Origin of the sequence: Lysobacter sp. H21R4, from assembly GCF_015277535.1 — a bacterium.
Taxonomy (GTDB): Bacteria; Pseudomonadota; Gammaproteobacteria; order Xanthomonadales; family Xanthomonadaceae; genus Novilysobacter; species Novilysobacter ciconiae.
Genome location: NZ_CP063772.1, coordinates 1,498,147 through 1,516,536, shown reverse-complemented (window position 1 = coordinate 1,516,536; position 18,390 = coordinate 1,498,147). Strand labels below are relative to the sequence as shown.

Sequence of the window (18,390 nt, the reverse complement as noted above, 5' to 3'; positions counted from 1 at the left end):
CATGATCACCCTGGCCATCATCGCCGTCACCGTCCTGGTCTCCTGGCAGGCGTTCGGAAATCCGCGCCTGCTCGAACGCCTGATCCTGTGGCCGCCGGCCATCAGCGGCGCGAAGCAGTACGACCGCCTGATCACCCACGGCTTCATCCACGCCGACTGGCAGCACCTGCTGTTCAACATGATCACGCTGTTTTTCTTCGGCCGCTTCGCCGAGCAGCTGATCACCCAGATGATCGGGCCAGTGGGCTTCGCGCTGTTCTACCTGTCGGCGATCGTGGTGGCGATCATGCCCACCTACGTGCGCCACAAGGGCGACCGCAACTACCGCAGCCTGGGCGCGTCCGGGGCGGTATCGGCGGTGTTGTTCGCCTTCATCCTGGTCAAGCCGTGGTCGCTGATCTTCGTGTTCTTCCTGCCGGTGCCGGCGATCCTGTACGGCGTGTTCTTCGTGGGCTATTCGTTCTGGATGGACCGCAGCGGCGGCGGCCGGACCAACCACAGCGCGCACCTGTCGGGCGCGATCTACGGTGTGCTGTTCGTGCTGATGCTCAATCCCGCCATCGGCAGCCACTTCCTGCGCGAGTTGCTGACTCCGTCGTTCGGGTAGGGCCGCCCGCAGGACGGGTCGCCCGCTGCGTCAGCCTCGCTTTCGACCCGCTTGCCTGTTGCCCGGTGCTCATCCGCGGTGAATGCCTGCGGTAGTAGATTGACTGCGATCCCACACAGTCAGGAGCTACCCATGGCCGGCCAATCCCCGGAGAACACCCCAGCGCAAACCCCGGCGCCGCGCCACGACGCCGATGCCGGCCGTTTCATCCTCACCGTGGATGGCACCGACGCGGTGCTCGACTATCACCGCGATGGGAACGTCATGGTCATCACCCACACCGGCGTGCCGTCGGAAATTGGCGGCCGCGGCATCGCCGGACAGCTGGTGGAAGCGGCCTTCCAGCACGCCAGCCAGCACAAGTGGAAGGTGCGTCCGGAATGCAGCTACGCCGCTGGATGGACCAAGCGCCACCCGGCCTACCTGTCGCTCGTCGAGTAAGCCCGGCAAACCTTACCCGGGCGCCGCGCATCGGTGGATCTTCCACCGGTGTTCGCCATTGAGGGACACTTGTGCCAGCCTACGCGGCCCCCACCGGTCCCCATCCCGTCATGCGCCTCAACAAACACATCAGCGAAAGCGGGTTCTGCTCCCGCCGCGAAGCCGATCGCCTGATCTCCGAAGGCCGGGTGACCGTGAACGGCATCCGCGCGCGGGTCGGCTCGGAAGTCGGTGAGGATGACGAGGTCAAGGTGGATGGTCAGGCGTTGCGGGTGAAGACCGTCGCCAAGGGCAAGCGCAAGCACGTCTACATCATGCTCAACAAGCCGGTCGGGATCACCTGCACGACCGAGTCAGCGGTGGACGGGAACATCATCGACTTCATCGGCCACGAGCAGCGGATCTTTCCGATCGGCCGGCTCGACAAGGATTCGGAAGGGCTGATCCTGCTGACCAGCAACGGGGACATCGTCAACGAGATCCTGCGCGCGGAGAACAAGCTGGAGAAGGAGTACCTGGTGGCGGTCAACCACGACGTGACACCCGAATTCCTGCGCGCGATGGCCAAGGGCGTGCCCATCCACGGTCAGACCACGCTGCCCTGCAAGACCACCAAGCTGGGCCGCTTCGGCTTCCGCATTGTTCTGGTGCAGGGACTCAATCGCCAGATTCGCCTGATGGCGGCGTATTTCAAGTTCCGGGTCAAGACGCTGGTGCGCGTGCGCATCGGCAACGTCAAGCTGGGCCGCCTGAAGATCGGCCAGTGGCGCAACCTGACCGACGAGGAGCTGCAGGGCCTGATCCCGCACCGCACCGAGTGGTGATACGCAGCGCGGCCTGAGCGGTCCGCGAGTGGAGTCCAGCCGCGCGCATGGCTGCGCCGGGCTCCCGTGCATTTGGGCGTCACGTCAGCGCGGCTAGGCTGCACGTAATTCGTCCAGGGGGATCACTGCATGCGTCACACGCCACTTATCGCCGCGCTCATGGCCGGCTTGCTGGTCACTGCAGTCGGCTGCGATCGCTCGCCGCCCGACACCGCGGGTCCCACCGGCACCGGCGCAACCCAGCCGGCGCCTGGATTGCCCGACCCGGTGACCGACGACCAGCCGGTGGTGCTGGAAGATATCGTGGAAGGCACCAGCGACTACCTCGTCGGCATCAGCTACCAGGGTGACGCGTCGGCCTATCCGGGCCTGGCCAGGCGCATGAAAGCCTATGCCGACAGCGCCCGCGGGGAAATGATCCAGGCCGCGCAGTCGCGTCCACCTGCGGAAGACGGCGGCAGCAACGCGCCCTACGACCTCTCGCTGAGCTTTGTCGAATTGCTGCGCACGCCGCAGCTCGTTTCCTGGGCCGCCGATGGCAGCAGCTACACCGGTGGCGCCCATGGCATGCCGCTGCTTGCGCGCTTCAACTGGCTGCCGGCCCGCAACAGGATGCTGACCCCCGAAGAGCTCGTAACCGATCCCGCCGGCTGGAAAGCGGTCTCCGAGTACGCCCGCGAGCAGTTGCACACACGTCTCTCGCAGCGCATCGATGGCGACGCCTCAGATCCTGCGGAACGCAACCGGATGATGCGCAGTGCAGGACGCATGATCGACGAGGGCACCGCACCCGAGCCCGCGCAGTTCGGCCAGTTCGAGCCCTTGCCCGGAGCGGCGGGAAAGCTGCGCGGCCTGCGCTTTGTTTTCTCGCCCTACCAGGTGGGTCCGTACTCCGATGGCGTGCAGACGGTGGACGTTCCGGCGGACGTCCTGAAGCCGTACATCGCGCCGGAATACCGTGACCTCTTCGAGGGTGGCAGCTAGCGCCACTCGATGCGTGGTCTGCTTCACACGGCCCGCTTCAGGCCATAAAAAAACGCCGCCGGGATCAAACCCGGCGGCGTTTTTGATCCAGGCCTCGTGGCTGGGCTACTCCTTGATGACTGGCACCTTGGCGTCGTCGGCGACCGGGCCGTCCAGTCCTCGGCGCACCAGCAACGGGTTGATCTCCGCCTCGTGGCCGGCAAAGTCACGGAACAGCTGCAGGGCGTCCTTGCTGCCGCCGCGCGAGAGCAGGGTGTCGCGGAAGCGATCGCCGTTCTCGCGGGTCAGGCCGCCGTTCTTCTTGATGTACTCCACCGTGTTGGCGTCCAGCACTTCCGACCAGATGTAGGCGTAGTAGCCGGCTGCGTAGCCGCCCATGATGTGGCTGAAGTAGGGCGTGCGGTAGCGCGGTGGCACGGCGGCGTAGTCGGTGCCGTTGGCTTTCAGCGCAGCGGCTTCGAAGTCCATCACGCCGGCGGCGTCGGGGATGGCGTCGGCCTTGGCCTGGTGCCAGCTCTGGTCAAGCATCGCCGAACCCAGGTACTCGGTGGTGGCAAAGCCCTGGTTGAACTTGGAGGCTGCCGCCACCTTGTCCAGCAGCGCCTGCGGCATCGCCTCGCCGGTCTTGTAGTGCTTGGCGTAGTTGGCCAGCACGCTGGGCCAGTCGGCCCACATCTCGTTGACCTGGGACGGGAACTCGACGAAGTCCCGCGGCACGCTGGTGCCGCTGAAGTAGGGGTACTTCACGTTGGAGAACATGCCGTGCAGCGCATGGCCGAACTCGTGGAACATCGTGGTGGTCTCGTCCCACGTCATCAGCGCCGGGCCGTTGGTCGGCTTGGTGATGTTGAGGTGGTTGGCCACGATCGGCAGGTTGCCGGTGAGTTCGGACTGGGACACGTAGGAGTTCATCCACGCCCCGCCGCGCTTGGACGGACGGGCAAACGGGTCGAACACGAAGATCGCCAGCTGGCTGCCGTCCTTGTCGAACACGTCATACGTGGTCACGTCGGGGTGATAGACCGGCAGGTCGGTGCGCTGCTTGAAGCTCAGGCCGTACAGCTGGCCGGCGGCGTAGAACACGCCGTTCTCGAGCACGTTCTTCATTTCCAGGTACGGCTTGAGCTGTGACTCGTCGAAGTCGTACTTGTCGGCGCGGACTTTCTCGGTGTAGTACGCCCAGTCCCACGGCTCCAGCTTGAAGGTCGGCTCGCCCTTGGCGGCCTGCTCCTTGTCGATCATCGCCTGCAGCGCGGCGCCTTCGCGGCGGGCGTTGGCGACGGCCGGCGGGGCGAGCTTGCCGAGCATTTCGTTGACCGCCTCGGGGGTCTTGGCGGTTTCATCGGCCAGCACGTAGGCCGCGTACGTCGGATAGCCCAGCATCCCGGCCTTCTCGGCGCGCAGCTTCAGGATCGTCGACACCAGCCTGGTGTTGTCGAACTCGTTGCCACGGCTGCCACGGTTGATCGAGGCCTTGTACAGGCGCTCGCGCAGGGCGCGGTTCTCCAGCTGCGACTGCAGCGGCTGGCCGGTGGTGTTGAGCAGGGCGATGACGTACTTGCCGTCCTTGCCGGCCGCCTTGGCGGCGTCGGCCGCGGCGGCGATCTGGTCGTCGGTCATGCCGGCCAGTTCGTCCTTGCTGTCAACCGTGATGGCGGAGGCGTTGACCTCGGCCAGAACGTTCTGGTTGAAGCTGGTACCCAGGTTGGCCAGCTCGCCGTTGATCTCCTTCAGACGCACCTTGTCGGCCTCGGGAAGCTTGGCGCCCGAACGGACCAGGTCGGTGTGGTAGCGCTCGACCAGGCGCACGCCCTCGGCGTCCAGGCCCAGCGAGTCGCGGGTGTCGTACAGCTTCTGGATGCGCTCGAACAGCTTCGGGTTCAGCGCGATGGCGTCGCGGTGCGCGGCCAGCTTGGGCGCGTACTCGGCCTGGATCGCCTTGCGGGTGTCGTTGGTGTCCGCACCGACCAGGGAGAAGAACACGGTCGAGGTGCGGTCGAGGATCTCGCCGGATTTCTCCAGCGCGATGATGGTGTTCTCGAAAGTCGGCGCTGCGCTGTTGTTGGCGATCGCCTCGACTTCCTTCAGGTGCTCGGCCATGCCGCGATCAAAACCGGGGCCGAAATCGGCGTCGGTGATCTTGTCGAAGGCGGGGTAGTGCAGCGGCAGGCTGCTCTCGGTGAAGAAGGGGTTGTTGCTGGATTCGTTCACGGTGTTGCCGTCCTGGGATGCGGACTGGCTGGGCTCAGCCGGATTGGCTTCGGACTGGCTGCATGCGGCCAGGCTGGTGGTCAGCGCCACAGCCAGGGCCAGCGCGAGAGGGTGCTTCATTGGACAGGAACCTCGTCGTTGGGATATTGCAGCCTAACCGATGCACGATTCGCGCACCCATGACAAAAGCCACCCCCCGCAAACAACCCTGGCGGACGGTATCCTTGCCGGTTTGGCGGATCCTGCGCCGCTTCCTGCCGCAATGCCTGAGCGCGCCATCATCATGAAAGACCAGTTTCCCGCGTGGACCCAGCAGTGGCTGGACGTGTTGTTGCCGGCCGGGCAGATCGTGCTGATCCTGATCGCGGCATGGGCGTTGCGGGCAATGGGCCGGCACCTGATCAAGCGGGTCAGTCAGCGCTACAACCTGCTGCCCCAGGTGGCCGTCGGCGGCCGGCGCCTGCTCGGGTTCCTGGTCTCGTTCGGCGCGCTGCTGCTGATACTGGAGCGTTTTGGCGTGTCCGGGACGATCCTGTGGACCGCGTTCACCGGCTTCGCCGCCGTCGGCGCGGTGGCGTTCTTTGCGGCGTGGAGCGTGCTGTCCAACATCTTCTGCACCGCGCTGATCCTCACCACGCGCCCGTTCCGGCTGAACGACCACATCGAATTGCTGGAAAACGGCGAAAAGCCCGGGCTGAAAGGCCAGGTCGTGGACATCAACCTGATCTACACGACGCTGCAGGAGTGCATCGACGGCAAATCCTCGTCGGTCCTGCAGGTGCCCAACAACCTGTTCTTCCAGCGTACGGTGCGGCGCCATCTGCCTGCACGTGGGGGCGCCAACCCCACCGCAATCCACACGCAGCCGCAAACAATTGCCCCCTATCCGGGTGTCCTGGCCGGTCCGGCTGAACAGAATTCCAACCGGCGCTACGGTCTGCCCGACGCTTGACCCGGATCACGGCCGCTCCGCCGCCCTCCGCGCACGATGGTTGGCAACACGAAATCAGGCAGGAGGACCGGCATGAGCGAGTTCCACATCGACATGGGCGAAAAGGCGGGCGCAATGGCGCTCGACCCGCAGGCGCTGGGTCGGATCGAAGATGCGATCCACGACGTCGATCCTGCGGCAGTGATCGATTTCGCTCCCTCCAGCCATCGCCTGCGGGTGGCGGCGGCGCTGGATGCCAACCATCTGGCCGTCGTGCTGGGCTTCGCCGGCTATCCGGTCGGGCCGGACGCGATCGAGCAACTGCCTTCGATCTGTTGCGGGGGTTGCAGCGGCTGAGGCGGTGATTCGGAGCATCGCGCCGTACCCGACGCTACTGCCGGACTGAGTTCCGCTTGGCCAGATCCAGCTGCGTCAGGTACAGCCGCATATCGAATTCCAACTGGTGGTAGTCCGGCTCCATGTGGTTGCACAGCTGGTAGAACGCGCGGTTGTGGTCGGACTGGCGCAGGTGGGCCAGTTCGTGGACGACGATCATGCGCAGGAACGGCTCTGGCGCATCGCGGAAAACCCCGGCGATCCGGATCTCGCGGCTGGCCTTGAGCCGGCCACCCTGCACGCGCGAGACCGCTGTGTGGGTTCCCAGCGCGTGCCGCACCGCCTGCAGGCGGTTGTCGAATACCACCTTGTCCAGCGGCGCCGCCTTGCGCATGTGGCGATCCTTGAGCCCGACCACGTACTGGTAAAGGGCGCCGTCGGTGCGCACCTCGTGGGCCTGGTCGTAGCGCTCCTGCAGCCAGGATCCCAGCCGGTCGCGACGGATCAACTCGCGCACCTGTTGGCGAAGTCCAGGATCGTAACCGGCAAGGTAGGGCAACTCGGGCATGTCGCCACGATACGGCATCGCGCCCTTCCTCCCGCCGGCGCGAGTCAGCGCGCAGGGTGGGTCGCGACATTGCCTTCAGGCGGGGAGGGTAGACTGGATTCAGGTCGCAGAACCCGGGTTTTGCCGCCCCCAAATTCACGTTCACAGAGGTGCCACGATGCATTCACTTATCGACGACTTCACCGGAAACCTGTTCCAGGATCCGGTCGGCCCGTGCATTTCGCTCTATCAGCCGACCCACCGCAGCCACCCGGACAACGGCCAGGACCCTATCCGTTTCGGCAACCTGGTCAAGAAGGCGGAGGCGTCGTGGAAGGAGCGCTACCCGGACAAGGATCCCGCGCCGCTGCTGGCCAACCTGCGCAAGCTGGGCGAGGAGCGCAACTTCTGGAACCACACCCTGGACGGACTGGCGGTGCTGGTCTCGCCGGACATGTTCCGCGTCTATCGCCTGCAGCGCGCCGTGCCCGAGCTGGTCAATGTCGGCGACAGCTTCCACATCAAGCCGCTGCTGCGGATGGTGCAGTCCGCCGATCGCTACCAGGTGCTGGCGATCAACCGTCACAGCGCCAAGATGTTTGTCGGCAACCGCGATGCGCTGGATCCGTTCGAAGCCGGCGACGACTTTCCCGACACGCTTGAGGCCGTGCTTGGCGATGACCCGCTGCGCCAGCGCCCGGCGTCGTGGGCGCGCGGAGCGGCGGCAACCATCGCCGGCGTCAACGACGGCCAGATCGAGCGCAGCAAGCTGGTCGATGCCGACACCGAGCAGTTCTTCCGTGCGGTTGATCGCGCGGTCGCCGAGCAGTTCTCGCGTCCGGCGCGACTGCCGCTGATGCTGGCCGCGCTGCCGGAGCATCAGGCGATGTTCCGCAAGCTGAGCCACAACGCCTATCTGCTGCCGCAGGGGATCGACACGCATCCCGACGCCATCAGCCTGGACGAGCTGCGCGAGCGCGCCTGGCGCGTCATGGAGCCCAAGTACCTGGAGCGTCTGGCGGGGCTGGTGGACATGTACCACGCCGCGCGTGCGCGCTGGCTGGCCAACGACGATATCGCCCAGGTGGCGCGCAGCGCCGTGTCCGCACGCGTATCCACTTTGCTGGTGGAAGCCGATCGGCAGGTCAACGGCCGCATGGACCTGCAGAGCGGTGCGGTCGACTTCGCCGCGGAAGGCGGCATCGGCGAGGACCTGCTGGACGATATCGCCGAGAAGGTGATCGCCAACGGTGGCCAGGTCGTAGTCGTGCCCAAGGGCCGCATGCCCAGCGAGACCGGGCTGGCTGCCATCTACCGCTTCTAAGGGCGCAATCGATCCTAGAATGGGGCTCCACAGCCAAGGAGCCCCATCGCATGCCGCACCTTCACACGCTTGCCGTCCACGCCGGGCGCGAGGATTTCGGCCAGTTGGGCGTTCACGCCCCGCCGATCGACCTCTCCGCGACCTACCCGGTGCCCGATCTGGCGGCAGGTACGGCCAGCTTCGACGCGCTGGTGGCCGGGGAGGCAAGCGCGGCCAACCCGATCTACGCACGGCTCCACAATCCCACGGTGGCACGGGTGGAGGACGCGCTGGCCCAGTTGGAAGCCAGCGAGGCCTGCGTCGCTTTTGGCTCCGGGATGGCGGCGCTGGCGGCATTGCTGATGGCGGTGAGGAAGGACGGCGGACACGTGCTGGTCGTGCGTCCGTTGTACGGGACCTCAGATCACCTGCTCGCCAGCGGCATGGCCGGACTGGAGGCCGAGTTCGTGGACGCGGCCGATATTGCCTCGCGTATCCGCCCCACGACTGCGCTGGTGATGATCGAGACGCCGGCCAACCCGACCCTGGACCTGGTCGACATCCGCGCCGTGGTCGCAGCGGCGGGCAAGGTCCCGGTAGCGGTGGACTCCACGTTTGCCACGCCCGTGCTGCAGAACCCCATCGCCCTGGGCGCGACGTATGTACTCCACAGCGCAACCAAGTTCCTCGGCGGCCACGGCGATGTGATTGCCGGGGTGGTGTGCTGCAGCGAGGAAAACGCCAAGCCGCTGCGACAGGTCCGTGCCGTTACCGGCGCGTTGCTGCACCCGCTGGGAGCGTATCTCCTGCATCGGGGGTTGCCGACGCTGGCGCTGCGCGTCGAGCGCGCCCAGCACAACGCCCGGGTCTTGGCACAGCGGCTGGCCGAACACCCTGCGGTGGCAACGGTGTTCTATCCCGGAATGGGGACCGTCGCCAACGATCACCTCGCGGCCACGCAGATGCGCGGGCCGGGCGCCCTGCTCGCCTTTGATTTGCACGGCGGGCACGCCGCGGCCTCGACCGTGATGAAGGCCGTGCGCCTGCTGACCCCGGCCGTCAGCCTGGGCTCGGTGGACAGTCTGATCCAGCACCCGGCCGGGCTGACCCACCGCGTACTTGATGAGGCGACCCGTCAGGCGACCGGCATCACCGCCGGCCTGCTGCGGGTGTCGGCCGGCATCGAGCATGTCGATGACCTGTGGGCAGACCTCTCAGCAGCGCTGGAGAACGCCCGCGGCTGATCACTTCGGGGACGGCTTACTCCGCCGGCGGCGCGGCTTCGTCGTAGAGACGCGAGTAGGCATCGCGAACGCTGCGGCAATCCGGGCTGCCCATCCGGAACGCGCGGCAGATTCCCGGCCGCTGGTCGTAGATCGTGCAGTTCATGCGCGTCGGGTCCACGGCCACGCACCAGCCGTCCTCGTCGTGGGCCATGACGTGCAGGCCGTGCGGCGTACGCGCGATCATGTGGCGGGGGACGGCAGTGTCCTCCGGCATGACCAGGACGGTTTGTCGGCAACACACCGCGTCGCATCGCTGGCAGCTTATCGAGCGGTCGATGTCCGGCAAATCCGTGCCCTCCGACATCATTGCGGACCGTCTGCCGCGCGGCGCCGGTAGTGCAGCAGTCGACCGCGCAAGGTCTCGGGCTCATCCTCGTCCAGGGCGCCGCGCGATTCGCTGACCTCAAAGCCCTGCAATGCCAGTGCGCGGGTGAACGCGCCGCTGTGGCCCCGGCCGGGGTCGCAGAACAACAACTCGGCCTCGGACAGCGCGTGCCTCTCGACCAGCGCGGCAATCAGTTCCGCGTGCGGCCGTTCGTAGAGGACATCCGCTCCTATGAGCAGGTCGAAGCGTCCCAGCGTGGGCAGTGGCACGCCCCACTGGAGCTTGCGGTAGGGCACGCTGGGCAGGTCGTTGAGTGCGCTGTTGTAGGCCAGGAAGGGCTCAGCCAGAGGGTGCATGTCGCTGGCGATCACGTCCGCACCGCGCCGCTGCAGCACCAGGCTTGCCAGCGCCAGGCCACAGCCGACCTCCAGGATGCGCTTGCCCTCGATATCGAAGGTCGCCATCGCATTGGCCAGCAGCTGTCCGGCGGGCCAGACCTGCCCGAACAGCGACCACTGGGCCGAGGAGATGCCCAGCCGTTTGGCGCGCCCGTCGGGGTCGGAAAACTGCTGTTTATCGCTGAGCGAGCGGATCGTGTAATCCAGATCGCCCAGGCGGATGCGCTGCTGGCGCGTGAGATAACCGGGCATGAAGACCCCCTGTTAGAACGCCGCCGATTGAGGGCAGGGCGCATGGCGGGAGCAGGCTTGGACCATGGAAAGCGGTCGGCAAGGAGAGGACCGTGCAGCAGGCCCCGCTCCATGCTACTCCGAAAGCGCCGCCAGCGCTGCGTGCCCGGGCACGCGATGCACGCGCGCTTCATAAGCAGATTCAATGAGTTGCGGCCACGTCCTGAGGCGCTGGCTTATACTGTCCGGCCCCCCCGACTCTTCGATGGATGGTGCGTTGATGCCTGATATTCCGGCCTGTTCCAAGTGCGGCAAGGAGAACACCTACCCCGACGGTGATCACTACGTCTGCGCCGACTGCGGCCACGAATGGCCGACCGATCCGAACGCGAAGCCCGCGGACGCGATGGTGGTGCGCGACGTCAACGGCAACATCCTCAACGAGGGCGACACCGTTACCGTCATCAAGGACCTCAAGGTCAAGGGCTCCTCGATCCCGCTCAAGCAGGGCACGGTGATCCGCAACATCCGCCTGGTGGAGGACGACCCGGAAAACATCGAAGGCAGCTCGGACAAGATCAAGGGTCTCGTGCTGAAGACGTGCTTCCTCAAGAAGGCCTGATGCCGCCGATCACCCGAGCCGCGGCGCCCACCGGTTGCCGGTAAACGGCGCTAGCATGGCCGGCATGCCTACCCTCTCATCGTCGCGGTCATCGCCGACGCCCGCGCCGGCGCCGGCTTCGGAGGAGCTCGCCAACGCCCTCACCCACGGACTGGGCGCGACGGCCGCGCTCGCCGGCGGCGCCGTCCTCATCACCCTGGCCGCGATGTGGGGCGATGCGTGGCAACTTACTAGCGCGATCGTCTTCGGCGTGTGCCTGTTGCTGCTTTACGTCGCATCAACGCTGTACCACGCGGTGCGCCACCCGGTTGCCAAGGCGAGGCTGAAGGTCTTCGACCACTGCGCGATCTACCTGTTGATCGCGGGGACCTACACGCCGTTCACGCTCATCGGCCTGCGTGGTCCGTGGGGCTGGTGGCTGTTCGGCGTGATCTGGACGCTGGCCGCAGCCGGGGTGGTGTTCAAGCTGTTCCTCACCGGCCGCTACAGGCGCCTGTCGACGATGATCTACATCGCGATGGGCTGGCTGGTGCTGGTCGCGATCAAGCCGATGTGGCGTGCGCTGGACGGCTGGACCCTGGGCTGGCTGCTGGCGGGCGGCATTTTCTACACCGCAGGGACGATTTTCTATCACCGGCCGGCACTGAAGTACTCGCATGCGATATGGCACATGTTTGTTCTGGGCGGCAGCCTGTGCCACTACATCGCAGTGATGGCGCACATTGTCTGAGCGCCGCGCCGACTCGCGGTCAACCGGAGCTACACGCATGCTGTGGGATGGGCTGAGCGCAACCCGGGATCTGGGGCGGGTCTACGACATCGCCTCGATACTGATCCGCTACGGCTTCGGCGACATGGTCGGCCGCCTCGGACTGGCGCCGGTGCTCGCCCGCGCAGGGCGCGTGCTGCCCCTGGGCCACATGGAGGAGCTGGTGGCGCTGCCCACGCCGGTGCGGGTGCGCCACGCGCTGGAGGAAATGGGCCCCAGTTTCGTCAAGCTGGGGCAGGTGCTGGCGACGCGCGTGGACCTGTTCCCGCCGGAGTGGATCGCCGAGTTCGGTAAGCTGCAAAACCAGGCGCCGGAAGTGCCCTACGAGCTCATCCGCCAGCAGATGCTGGAGGACCTGGGCGCGTCGCCCGAAGCCGTGTTCGCCTGGCTGGATCGGACGCCGCTGGCGGCCGCATCGATCGCCCAGGTCCACCGTGCGCGCCTGCACGACGGCACCGAGGTGGTCGTCAAGGTGCGCCGGCCAGGCATCAAGCCTGTGGTGGAAGCCGACATGCGCCTGCTTCACCGCGCGGCCCAGGCGATGGAGGCGCGCTTCGAGGAACTGCGCCAGTTCCAGCCCAGCGCGATGGTCCGCCAGTTCAAAATATCGCTGGGCCGCGAGCTCGACCTGGCGGCCGAGTGCCGTCACGCCGAGCGCATTGCTGCCAGCTTCGCCGGCTCGGGGGAGATCGTGGTTCCCGCGGTGCATTGGCAGTACACCGGCGCGCGGATGAACGTGCAGGATTTTGTCGACGGTGTGTCGCTGTCCAACCTGGCGGCGGTCGATGCCGCCGGGCTGGACCGCAAGCTGATCGCTCGGCGCGGCGCGAACGCAGTGCTGAAGATGATGTTCGAGGACGGGTTTTTCCACGCCGATCCGCACCCCGGCAATGTCTTCGTGCTGCCCGACAACGTTATCGCCCTGATCGACTACGGCATGGTCGGGCGACTGTCGGATGCCCGCCGCAACCAGGTGATCGGCCTGTTGGATGCGCTGGTGATGCGCGACGCGGCCCGGGTCACCGACGTGATGCTCGAGTGGGCCACGCAGGCCCACGCCGACGAGGCCCAGATGGCGCTGGACGTGGACGCGCTGGTCGACCAGTACCACGGGATTTCGCTGGGCCAGTTGAACCTGACCACGATGCTGGGCGACGTGACGGCCCTGCTGCGGGCCAACCGGCTGGCCCTGCCGGCCGACCTGGCCTTGATGATCAAGGTGTTCGTCACCCTGGAAGGCCTGGGTCGCAGCCTGGATCCGGATTTCGACATGGCCAGCGAGGCGGCGCCCTTCCTGCGCCGCGCGATGTTGCAGCGCTATCGACCGGCGACGCTGTTGCGCCAGGGCGCGCGCACGCTGGCGGAAACGACGGAATTACTGGCAGGCTTGCCGCGGGACATTCGCCGGCTGATGCGCTCGGTGCGGCGCGGCAACGTCAAACTGCATGTCGACATCGACCGCCTGGACGAATTCGGTACCCAGCTCAACCACGCAGCGAACCGCCTGACGGTCGGCGTGGTCCTGGCCGCACTCATCATCGGATCCTCGATCACCCTGACCGTGCGTGGCGGGCCCACACTGCTGGGTCTGCCGGCTTTCGGCCTGCTGGGTTTCGTCGGCGCCGCCATTGCCGGTGCCTGGCTGGTGGTGTCGATCTGGCGCAGCGGTGGCGGCACCTAGAGCGGGGCCTCCACACAGAACGCGGACAGCCGGCTCGCTGCGAGACGCTACGCTGCAGGACGCTTCCTGCAGCACCCTTTGCCACGGAACCGGCGGGCTAGCTAGCGCTTGTCAGGGCGCAGCGCGATACGGAAATTTGGCGAAGATCGCGCTTATCGCCTGGTCGGCCGCCGCGACGCGCTGCTGCGGGGTTTTCTGGTTGACCCGGCCGATGGCATCGCCGCTCCAGACGAGCCGGTTGCGCGCGGCGTCGACCAGGTCGACGGTCAGCGTGCCTTCGGTGTACTGGCTCACCCGGGTCTCGTCGTACCACACCGGGAACGCGTAATACGCGCGTGCTCGGTAGCTGTAGAAGTACTGGACGTCCGAGCGCGGAATCTCGTAGACGTCCGTCTTCTCGCGGATCACGCCCTGGAAGTTGACCAGCAGGTCGGCCTTGTCGGCGCTGTAGCGGTAGCCACGTGCTTCCATCTCCCGGCGCACCGCCATCTTGATGTTGTCGGAGAGGTAGGAGGTGTAACCCGATTGCTCCATCGCCAGCGGCTGGTAGAAGCCGTAGGACCGGTACTGCGAGAAGTCGGCCGTGGGATCCGCGTCGGTACGGATCCGGGGACCGGTGGCACACGCCGCCAGCATCGACACAAGCGCCAGCCCGATCAGGGCGCGCCACCAGAACGAAGACAAGGATGCGGTTTTCATGGTCGGTCCCACCGGTTTGGCCTGTGCCGAAAATAGCAGCGGCAACCCGTGCGACGCGTGAAAACCCGGCCTTTCACGACACCACGGCAGTCCATTCCGCCGTCTCGAATTTGGCCTCTGCCAGTCGCATCGCCTGACCCAGCTCATCCGGGGTGAGATGGTCATCGCGCAGCCCGTGGTTGCGGCGGAAGGTCGCGATCATGCGCTCGATGACGGCCGCGCGTGGCAAGCCGGTCTGGCGGCGCAGGGGATCGACCCGTTTGGCCGCACTGGTGGTGCCCTTGTCGGAGAGTTTCTCGCGTCCGATGCGCAGCACGTCGAGCATTTTGCCGGTGTCGATGTCGTAGGCCATGGTGACGTGGTGCAGCACGGCGTTGCCCTTGCGCGCCTGCGCGGCCCCGGCGATCTTGCCGGCGGGGGAGGTGATGTCGTTGAGCGGCTGGTAGCTCGCTGCCACGCCCAGTTCGGCCAGCGCCTCGATCACCCAGCGATCCATCAGCTCGTAGGACTGCTGGAACGACAGGCCCTCGACCAGCGAGAGCGGGCCGCAGATCGAATAGGTGATCGTGTTGCCCGGTTCGATGAACATCGCGCCGCCGCCGCTGATGCGTCGGACCACCTGGATGCCATGACCCGCGGCTGCATCTCCGTCGACCTCGTTGCGCAGCGACTGGAAGCGACCGATGACGACCGCCGGATCCGCCCATTCCCAGACCCGCAGCGTGGGGCGACGGCGGCCGGCGGACACCTCGTTGGTCAGCACCTCGTCCAGCGCCATGTGCATCGCCGGCGATTGGGCGTCGGTGTGGATCAGTTGCCAGTCGTGCTCGTGCCACCCGGTCCGGCTCATGGCGCGGCCTCGCCGTTGACCGCGCGGTCCACCGCGATGGCGACACCCTCGGCGCTGATGCCGTACAGCGACGCCCCATCGCCCAACGCGGTGCGTACGCCGGTGGCCCAGGCGTCGACGCCGGCGTCGGCGCGGGTGCCGACCAAGGCGCGGTTGATAAGGTCAAGCGCAGAATCGGGCTCCAGGAAGAAATCTCCGCTCACGCGAACGTCGCTCAACCGTCCGCCGGACACGACCAGATCGACCACCACCAGCTTGCCGCCGGGCTCCTTGTATTCGCCGTGCATGGACATCGACTCCTCGCCGTAAGCGCCGCAAGCGCGGCTGAGGCAGCCATCCTCGTCTGTGGGGGCGTGCGGATCAATGACATGGGTCACTCGACCGGCGCCGGCGGTGCTAACGCGCCGTGGCGTGTCTCGCGATCACGATTTCCCCGCAAGCGGCCAAATCATCGGCGCGGTCGGCGACAATCGACGCTTCGTGCGCGGCCCGGACAGCGGCCGACGCGGATGCCTCCCGACCCGGACCTGACTTCATGACCGATCCCCGCCTTCCCGAGAACAAACCCACGCCGTCGCTGCCCGGCAAGCAGTCGCAAGGCCTGCTGGCACGCTGGACCGGGACGAGCCTGGTCCTGCGGATCGTGATCGGGCTGATCGCCGGCACGCTGCTGGCGCTTGTTGCCCCCTCGGCGGCGTTGGCGGTCGGGCTGCTTGGCACGGTGTTCGTCTCGGCCCTGAAGGCGGTCGCGCCCATCCTGGTGCTGGTGCTGGTGGCCGCGTCCATCGCCAACCACCGGCAGGGTCAGAAGACCCACATCCGCCCGATCCTCGTGTTGTACCTGGTCGGCACGCTTGCGGCGGCCATGGTGGCCGTGGCGGCCAGTTTCCTGTTTCCGGTCACGCTGCACCTGGGGGTCGCCGGCGCAGGCGATCTGAGCCCGCCGGGCGGAATCGGCGAGGTGTTGCGCAACCTTCTGCTGCAGGTCGTGGACAACCCGATCCACGCGCTGCAGGCCGGCAACTACATCGGCATCCTCGCCTGGGCGGTCGGGCTCGGGATTGCCCTGCGTTACTCGGCCGACACCACCCGCACCGCGGTTGCGGACCTGTCGGATGCGGTGACCCGGCTGGTCCGCGCGGTGATCCAGCTGGCCCCGATCGGAATCTTCGGTCTGGTGGCCGAGACGATTGCAGCGACCGGACTGTCGACCCTGCTGGACTACGCCCAGCTGCTGGCGGTCCTGCTCGGGTGCATGCTGTTCGTGGCGCTGCTGGCCAATCCACTGATCGTGGCCCTCGTGACCCGCAGCAATCCGTATCCGCTGGTGCTGCGCTGCCTGCGCGAGAGCGGCATCACCGCGTTCTTCACCCGCAGCTCGGCGGCCAATATCCCGATCAACATGGAGCTGTGCCGCAAGATGGGCCTGCATCGCGAGACCTACGCGGTGTCGATCCCGATCGGCGCGACCATCAACATGGCCGGCGCGGCCATCACCATCACGGTACTGACGCTGGCGGCGGTGCACACGCTGGGGATTCCGGTGGACCTGCCGACCGCGCTCCTGCTCAGCGTGGTCGCCGCGGTCGCGGCCTGCGGCGCCTCCGGGGTGCCGGGCGGGTCGCTGCTGCTGATCCCCCTCGCGGCCGGCCTGTTCGGCATATCCGACGACCTGGCGATGCGCGTGGTCGCGATCGGCTTCATCGTCGGTGTGGTGCAGGACTCGGCCGAGACCGCGCTGAACTCCTCCACCGATGTGTTGTTCACCGCCGCGGCCTGCCAGCGCGCCGAATCCCGCGCAGCGCGCTGAAAGCGCGGGACGCGGTCAGGGCAGCATGCTGCCCGTGTCGATGAAGCGCTGGTGCCACGACAGGGCCTCCGGCAACAGGTGCGGGGTGTGCTTGGCGTAGCTGTCGCGGCAGGCGCGGTCGAAGTAGTCCTGCAGCATCGGCTTGAACTCGGGGTGCGCGCAGTGTTCGATGATGGCCCGGGCGCGCTGCTTGGGCGCCAGACCGCGCAGGTCGGCCAGCCCCTGGTCAGTGACCACGACCATGGTGTCGTGTTCGGTGTGGTCCACGTGGCTGACCATCGGCACGATGCCGGAGATCTTGCCGCCCTTGGCCGTGCTGGGCGCCATGAAGACCGACAGGTAACTGTTGCGCGCGAAGTCGCCCGAGCCACCGATGCCGTTCATGATCCGGCTGCCGGCGATGTGGGTCGAGTTGACGTTGCCGTAGATGTCCGCCTCGATCATGCCGTTCATGGCGATGCACCCGAGCCGGCGGATGACCTCGGGGTGGTTGGAGATCTCCTGCGGACGCAGCAGGATGCGCCTGGAGTAGAAGTCGACGTTGGCGTTGAATTCCTCGATCCCGGCCGGGCTGAGCGAGAACGAGGTGGCCGATGCCATCCGCAGCACCCCCTCCTTGATCAGCTGCAGCATGCCGTCCTGGATCACCTCGGTGTAGGCCGAGAGTCCGCTGTAACCGCCGGTCGCCAGCCCCGCCAGCACCGCGTTGGCGATGTTGCCCACGCCCGACTGCAGCGGCAGCAGCTTGTCGGTCAGCCGGCCGCGCTTGACCTCGCGGCCGAGGAAATCCAGCAGGTGCCCGGCGATCCGCTGTGACGCCTCGTCGGGCGGGTTGAATGGCGAGTTGCGGTCGGGGTCGTTGGTCTTCACGACGGCGATGACCTTGTCCTGGTCCAGGCGGAACCAGGGCTGGCCGATGCGGTCATCGGGATGCAGCAGCGGGATCGGCTTGCGGTCCGGGGGCAGGGCGGTGCCGTAATAGATGTCGTGCATGCCGGCCAGCGCCTCGGGCTGCCAGCGGTTGACCTCCAGGATGATCTTGTCGGCCTGTTCCAGCCAGGTCATGTTGTTGCCAACCGAGGAGGACGGAATCAGGCTGCCGTCCTCGCGGATGCCGGAGACCTCCACCACCGCCACATCGATCTTGCCGAAGAACCCGAACCACGTGTGCTGGGCAACGTGGCTCAGGTGGATGTCGATGTATTCCAGGTTGCCGGCGTTGATGCGCTCGCGCACGGCCGGGTCGGACTGGTAGGGCAGGCGCAACTCCATGCCTTCCACGCGGGCCAGCGCGCCGTCCAGCTCGGGCGCGGTGGATGCGCCGGTCAGGACCTTGATCTTGAACGGATGGCCGGCGGCGGACGCGGTCTCCATGCGCGCGGCGAGCGCCTGCGGAACCGCCTTGGGGTAGCCGGCGCCGGTGAATCCGCTCATGGCGACGGTCATGCCGGGCTGGATCAACTCGGCGGCCTGCGCCGCACCCATGATCTTGCCGGCCAGGCCGGGGTGGAGAATGCGTTCGGTCACGGTTGCCC

20 protein-coding genes are annotated in these 18,390 nt (G+C 66.8%); 12 read left to right on the top strand and 8 right to left on the bottom strand.

What is annotated here, in order from left to right:
• Window position 1: 1 nt before the first annotated feature.
• From INQ40_RS06960 to INQ40_RS06945, 4 genes are all read left to right on the top strand, one after another.
• Window positions 2–607, top strand: a complete 606-nt coding sequence (locus tag INQ40_RS06960; protein ID WP_194339761.1) for a rhomboid family intramembrane serine protease — start codon at window positions 2–4, stop codon at window positions 605–607.
• 132 nt (window positions 608–739) lie between these two features.
• On the top strand, window positions 740–1,048 hold the full coding sequence (locus INQ40_RS06955) for a GNAT family N-acetyltransferase (RefSeq protein WP_194339759.1): 309 nt from the start codon (window positions 740–742) through the stop codon (window positions 1,046–1,048).
• A 110-nt stretch (window positions 1,049–1,158) separates the two neighbouring features.
• On the top strand, window positions 1,159–1,872 hold the full coding sequence (locus INQ40_RS06950; protein ID WP_193983234.1) for a pseudouridine synthase: 714 nt from the start codon (window positions 1,159–1,161) through the stop codon (window positions 1,870–1,872).
• A gap of 129 nt (window positions 1,873–2,001) precedes the next feature.
• Window positions 2,002–2,856, top strand: a complete 855-nt coding sequence (locus INQ40_RS06945; protein ID WP_194339758.1) for a DUF3298 and DUF4163 domain-containing protein — start codon at window positions 2,002–2,004, stop codon at window positions 2,854–2,856.
• Window positions 2,857–2,961: 105 nt separating this feature from the next.
• Here INQ40_RS06945 and INQ40_RS06940 read toward each other — a convergent pair whose 3' ends face one another.
• Entirely contained in the window at window positions 2,962–5,187 is a 2,226-nt protein-coding gene (locus tag INQ40_RS06940) for a M3 family metallopeptidase (protein ID WP_194339756.1), read from the bottom strand.
• 142 nt (window positions 5,188–5,329) lie between these two features.
• Between INQ40_RS06940 and INQ40_RS06935 the strand changes: the two genes are divergently transcribed.
• Together INQ40_RS06935 and INQ40_RS06930 are read left to right on the top strand one after the other, a co-directional pair.
• Complete coding sequence (locus tag INQ40_RS06935) at window positions 5,330–6,019, top strand: mechanosensitive ion channel family protein (RefSeq protein ID WP_228481948.1); 690 nt, start codon at window positions 5,330–5,332, stop codon at window positions 6,017–6,019.
• Between the two features lie 72 nt (window positions 6,020–6,091).
• Window positions 6,092–6,355: a hypothetical protein gene (locus INQ40_RS06930; RefSeq protein WP_228481947.1), complete on the top strand. Its 264-nt coding sequence runs from the start codon at window positions 6,092–6,094 to the stop codon at window positions 6,353–6,355.
• A gap of 34 nt (window positions 6,356–6,389) precedes the next feature.
• Here INQ40_RS06930 and INQ40_RS06925 read toward each other — a convergent pair whose 3' ends face one another.
• On the bottom strand, window positions 6,390–6,902 hold the full coding sequence (locus INQ40_RS06925) for a YgjP-like metallopeptidase domain-containing protein (protein ID WP_194342465.1): 513 nt from the start codon (window positions 6,900–6,902) through the stop codon (window positions 6,390–6,392).
• A gap of 157 nt (window positions 6,903–7,059) precedes the next feature.
• Here INQ40_RS06925 and INQ40_RS06920 point away from each other — a divergent pair, with 157 nt between their 5' ends.
• Complete coding sequence (locus INQ40_RS06920; protein ID WP_194339754.1) at window positions 7,060–8,205, top strand: hypothetical protein; 1,146 nt, start codon at window positions 7,060–7,062, stop codon at window positions 8,203–8,205.
• 50 nt (window positions 8,206–8,255) lie between these two features.
• Complete coding sequence (locus tag INQ40_RS06915) at window positions 8,256–9,428, top strand: PLP-dependent transferase (protein ID WP_194339752.1); 1,173 nt, start codon at window positions 8,256–8,258, stop codon at window positions 9,426–9,428.
• A gap of 16 nt (window positions 9,429–9,444) precedes the next feature.
• Here the strand turns inward: INQ40_RS06915 and INQ40_RS06910 are convergent, their stop codons facing one another.
• Complete coding sequence (locus tag INQ40_RS06910) at window positions 9,445–9,777, bottom strand: YkgJ family cysteine cluster protein (protein ID WP_194339750.1); 333 nt, start codon at window positions 9,775–9,777, stop codon at window positions 9,445–9,447.
• Window positions 9,774–10,445 (bottom strand): SAM-dependent methyltransferase, encoded by a 672-nt coding sequence (locus INQ40_RS06905; protein WP_194339748.1) that lies wholly within the window; start codon window positions 10,443–10,445, stop codon window positions 9,774–9,776. The genes INQ40_RS06910 and INQ40_RS06905 overlap by 4 nt, the downstream gene beginning before the upstream one ends.
• A 259-nt stretch (window positions 10,446–10,704) precedes the next feature.
• On the opposite strand from INQ40_RS06905, the gene INQ40_RS06900 reads away from it, so the two are divergent.
• The 3 genes from INQ40_RS06900 (at window position 10,705) to INQ40_RS06890 (ending at window position 13,496) form a co-directional block, all read left to right on the top strand.
• The gene (locus tag INQ40_RS06900; protein ID WP_193983221.1) at window positions 10,705–11,046 is read left to right on the top strand and encodes a zinc ribbon domain-containing protein YjdM; all 342 of its coding nucleotides are present in this window, start codon (window positions 10,705–10,707) and stop codon (window positions 11,044–11,046) included.
• 64 nt (window positions 11,047–11,110) lie between these two features.
• The gene (locus tag INQ40_RS06895) at window positions 11,111–11,776 is read left to right on the top strand and encodes a hemolysin III family protein (protein ID WP_194339746.1); all 666 of its coding nucleotides are present in this window, start codon (window positions 11,111–11,113) and stop codon (window positions 11,774–11,776) included.
• A gap of 37 nt (window positions 11,777–11,813) precedes the next feature.
• A complete protein-coding gene (locus tag INQ40_RS06890) occupies window positions 11,814–13,496 on the top strand; it encodes an AarF/UbiB family protein (RefSeq protein ID WP_194339744.1) in 1,683 nt (560 codons plus the stop codon).
• Between the two features lie 111 nt (window positions 13,497–13,607).
• Here the strand turns inward: INQ40_RS06890 and INQ40_RS06885 are convergent, their stop codons facing one another.
• From INQ40_RS06885 to INQ40_RS06875, 3 genes are all read right to left on the bottom strand, one after another.
• Window positions 13,608–14,195: a DUF4136 domain-containing protein gene (locus tag INQ40_RS06885; RefSeq protein WP_194339742.1), complete on the bottom strand. Its 588-nt coding sequence runs from the start codon at window positions 14,193–14,195 to the stop codon at window positions 13,608–13,610.
• Between the two features lie 73 nt (window positions 14,196–14,268).
• Entirely contained in the window at window positions 14,269–15,045 is a 777-nt protein-coding gene (locus tag INQ40_RS06880) for a biotin/lipoate A/B protein ligase family protein (protein WP_194339741.1), read from the bottom strand.
• Window positions 15,042–15,332, bottom strand: a complete 291-nt coding sequence (locus tag INQ40_RS06875; protein WP_194339739.1) for a biotin--protein ligase — start codon at window positions 15,330–15,332, stop codon at window positions 15,042–15,044. The genes INQ40_RS06880 and INQ40_RS06875 overlap by 4 nt, the downstream gene beginning before the upstream one ends.
• A gap of 248 nt (window positions 15,333–15,580) precedes the next feature.
• Here INQ40_RS06875 and sstT point away from each other — a divergent pair, with 248 nt between their 5' ends.
• On the top strand, window positions 15,581–16,855 hold the full coding sequence (gene sstT / locus INQ40_RS06870) for a serine/threonine transporter SstT (protein ID WP_194339737.1): 1,275 nt from the start codon (window positions 15,581–15,583) through the stop codon (window positions 16,853–16,855).
• A gap of 15 nt (window positions 16,856–16,870) precedes the next feature.
• On the opposite strand, the gene INQ40_RS06865 is transcribed toward sstT, so the two are convergent.
• Entirely contained in the window at window positions 16,871–18,340 is a 1,470-nt protein-coding gene (locus INQ40_RS06865; RefSeq protein ID WP_194342464.1) for an acetyl-CoA hydrolase/transferase family protein, read from the bottom strand.
• Between the last annotated feature and the right edge of the window lie 50 nt (window positions 18,341–18,390).

Coding starts and splice junctions, on each gene's coding strand:
- INQ40_RS06915 (WP_194339752.1), top strand. CDS start 8,256: ATGCCGCACCTTCACACGCTTGCCGTCCACGCCGGGCGCGAGGATTTC.
- INQ40_RS06945 (WP_194339758.1), top strand. CDS start 2,002: ATGCGTCACACGCCACTTATCGCCGCGCTCATGGCCGGCTTGCTGGTC.
- INQ40_RS06950 (WP_193983234.1), top strand. CDS start 1,159: ATGCGCCTCAACAAACACATCAGCGAAAGCGGGTTCTGCTCCCGCCGC.
- INQ40_RS06920 (WP_194339754.1), top strand. CDS start 7,060: ATGCATTCACTTATCGACGACTTCACCGGAAACCTGTTCCAGGATCCG.
- INQ40_RS06910 (WP_194339750.1), bottom strand. CDS start 9,777: ATGATGTCGGAGGGCACGGATTTGCCGGACATCGACCGCTCGATAAGC.
- INQ40_RS06885 (WP_194339742.1), bottom strand. CDS start 14,195: ATGAAAACCGCATCCTTGTCTTCGTTCTGGTGGCGCGCCCTGATCGGG.
- INQ40_RS06960 (WP_194339761.1), top strand. CDS start 2: ATGATCACCCTGGCCATCATCGCCGTCACCGTCCTGGTCTCCTGGCAG.
- INQ40_RS06880 (WP_194339741.1), bottom strand. CDS start 15,045: ATGAGCCGGACCGGGTGGCACGAGCACGACTGGCAACTGATCCACACC.
- INQ40_RS06955 (WP_194339759.1), top strand. CDS start 740: ATGGCCGGCCAATCCCCGGAGAACACCCCAGCGCAAACCCCGGCGCCG.
- INQ40_RS06905 (WP_194339748.1), bottom strand. CDS start 10,445: ATGCCCGGTTATCTCACGCGCCAGCAGCGCATCCGCCTGGGCGATCTG.
- INQ40_RS06935 (WP_228481948.1), top strand. CDS start 5,330: ATGCCTGAGCGCGCCATCATCATGAAAGACCAGTTTCCCGCGTGGACC.
- INQ40_RS06900 (WP_193983221.1), top strand. CDS start 10,705: ATGCCTGATATTCCGGCCTGTTCCAAGTGCGGCAAGGAGAACACCTAC.
- INQ40_RS06890 (WP_194339744.1), top strand. CDS start 11,814: ATGCTGTGGGATGGGCTGAGCGCAACCCGGGATCTGGGGCGGGTCTAC.
- sstT (WP_194339737.1), top strand. CDS start 15,581: ATGACCGATCCCCGCCTTCCCGAGAACAAACCCACGCCGTCGCTGCCC.
- INQ40_RS06940 (WP_194339756.1), bottom strand. CDS start 5,187: ATGAAGCACCCTCTCGCGCTGGCCCTGGCTGTGGCGCTGACCACCAGC.
- INQ40_RS06875 (WP_194339739.1), bottom strand. CDS start 15,332: ATGCACGGCGAATACAAGGAGCCCGGCGGCAAGCTGGTGGTGGTCGAT.
- INQ40_RS06865 (WP_194342464.1), bottom strand. CDS start 18,340: ATGGGTGCGGCGCAGGCCGCCGAGTTGATCCAGCCCGGCATGACCGTC.
- INQ40_RS06895 (WP_194339746.1), top strand. CDS start 11,111: ATGCCTACCCTCTCATCGTCGCGGTCATCGCCGACGCCCGCGCCGGCG.
- INQ40_RS06925 (WP_194342465.1), bottom strand. CDS start 6,902: ATGCCCGAGTTGCCCTACCTTGCCGGTTACGATCCTGGACTTCGCCAA.
- INQ40_RS06930 (WP_228481947.1), top strand. CDS start 6,092: ATGAGCGAGTTCCACATCGACATGGGCGAAAAGGCGGGCGCAATGGCG.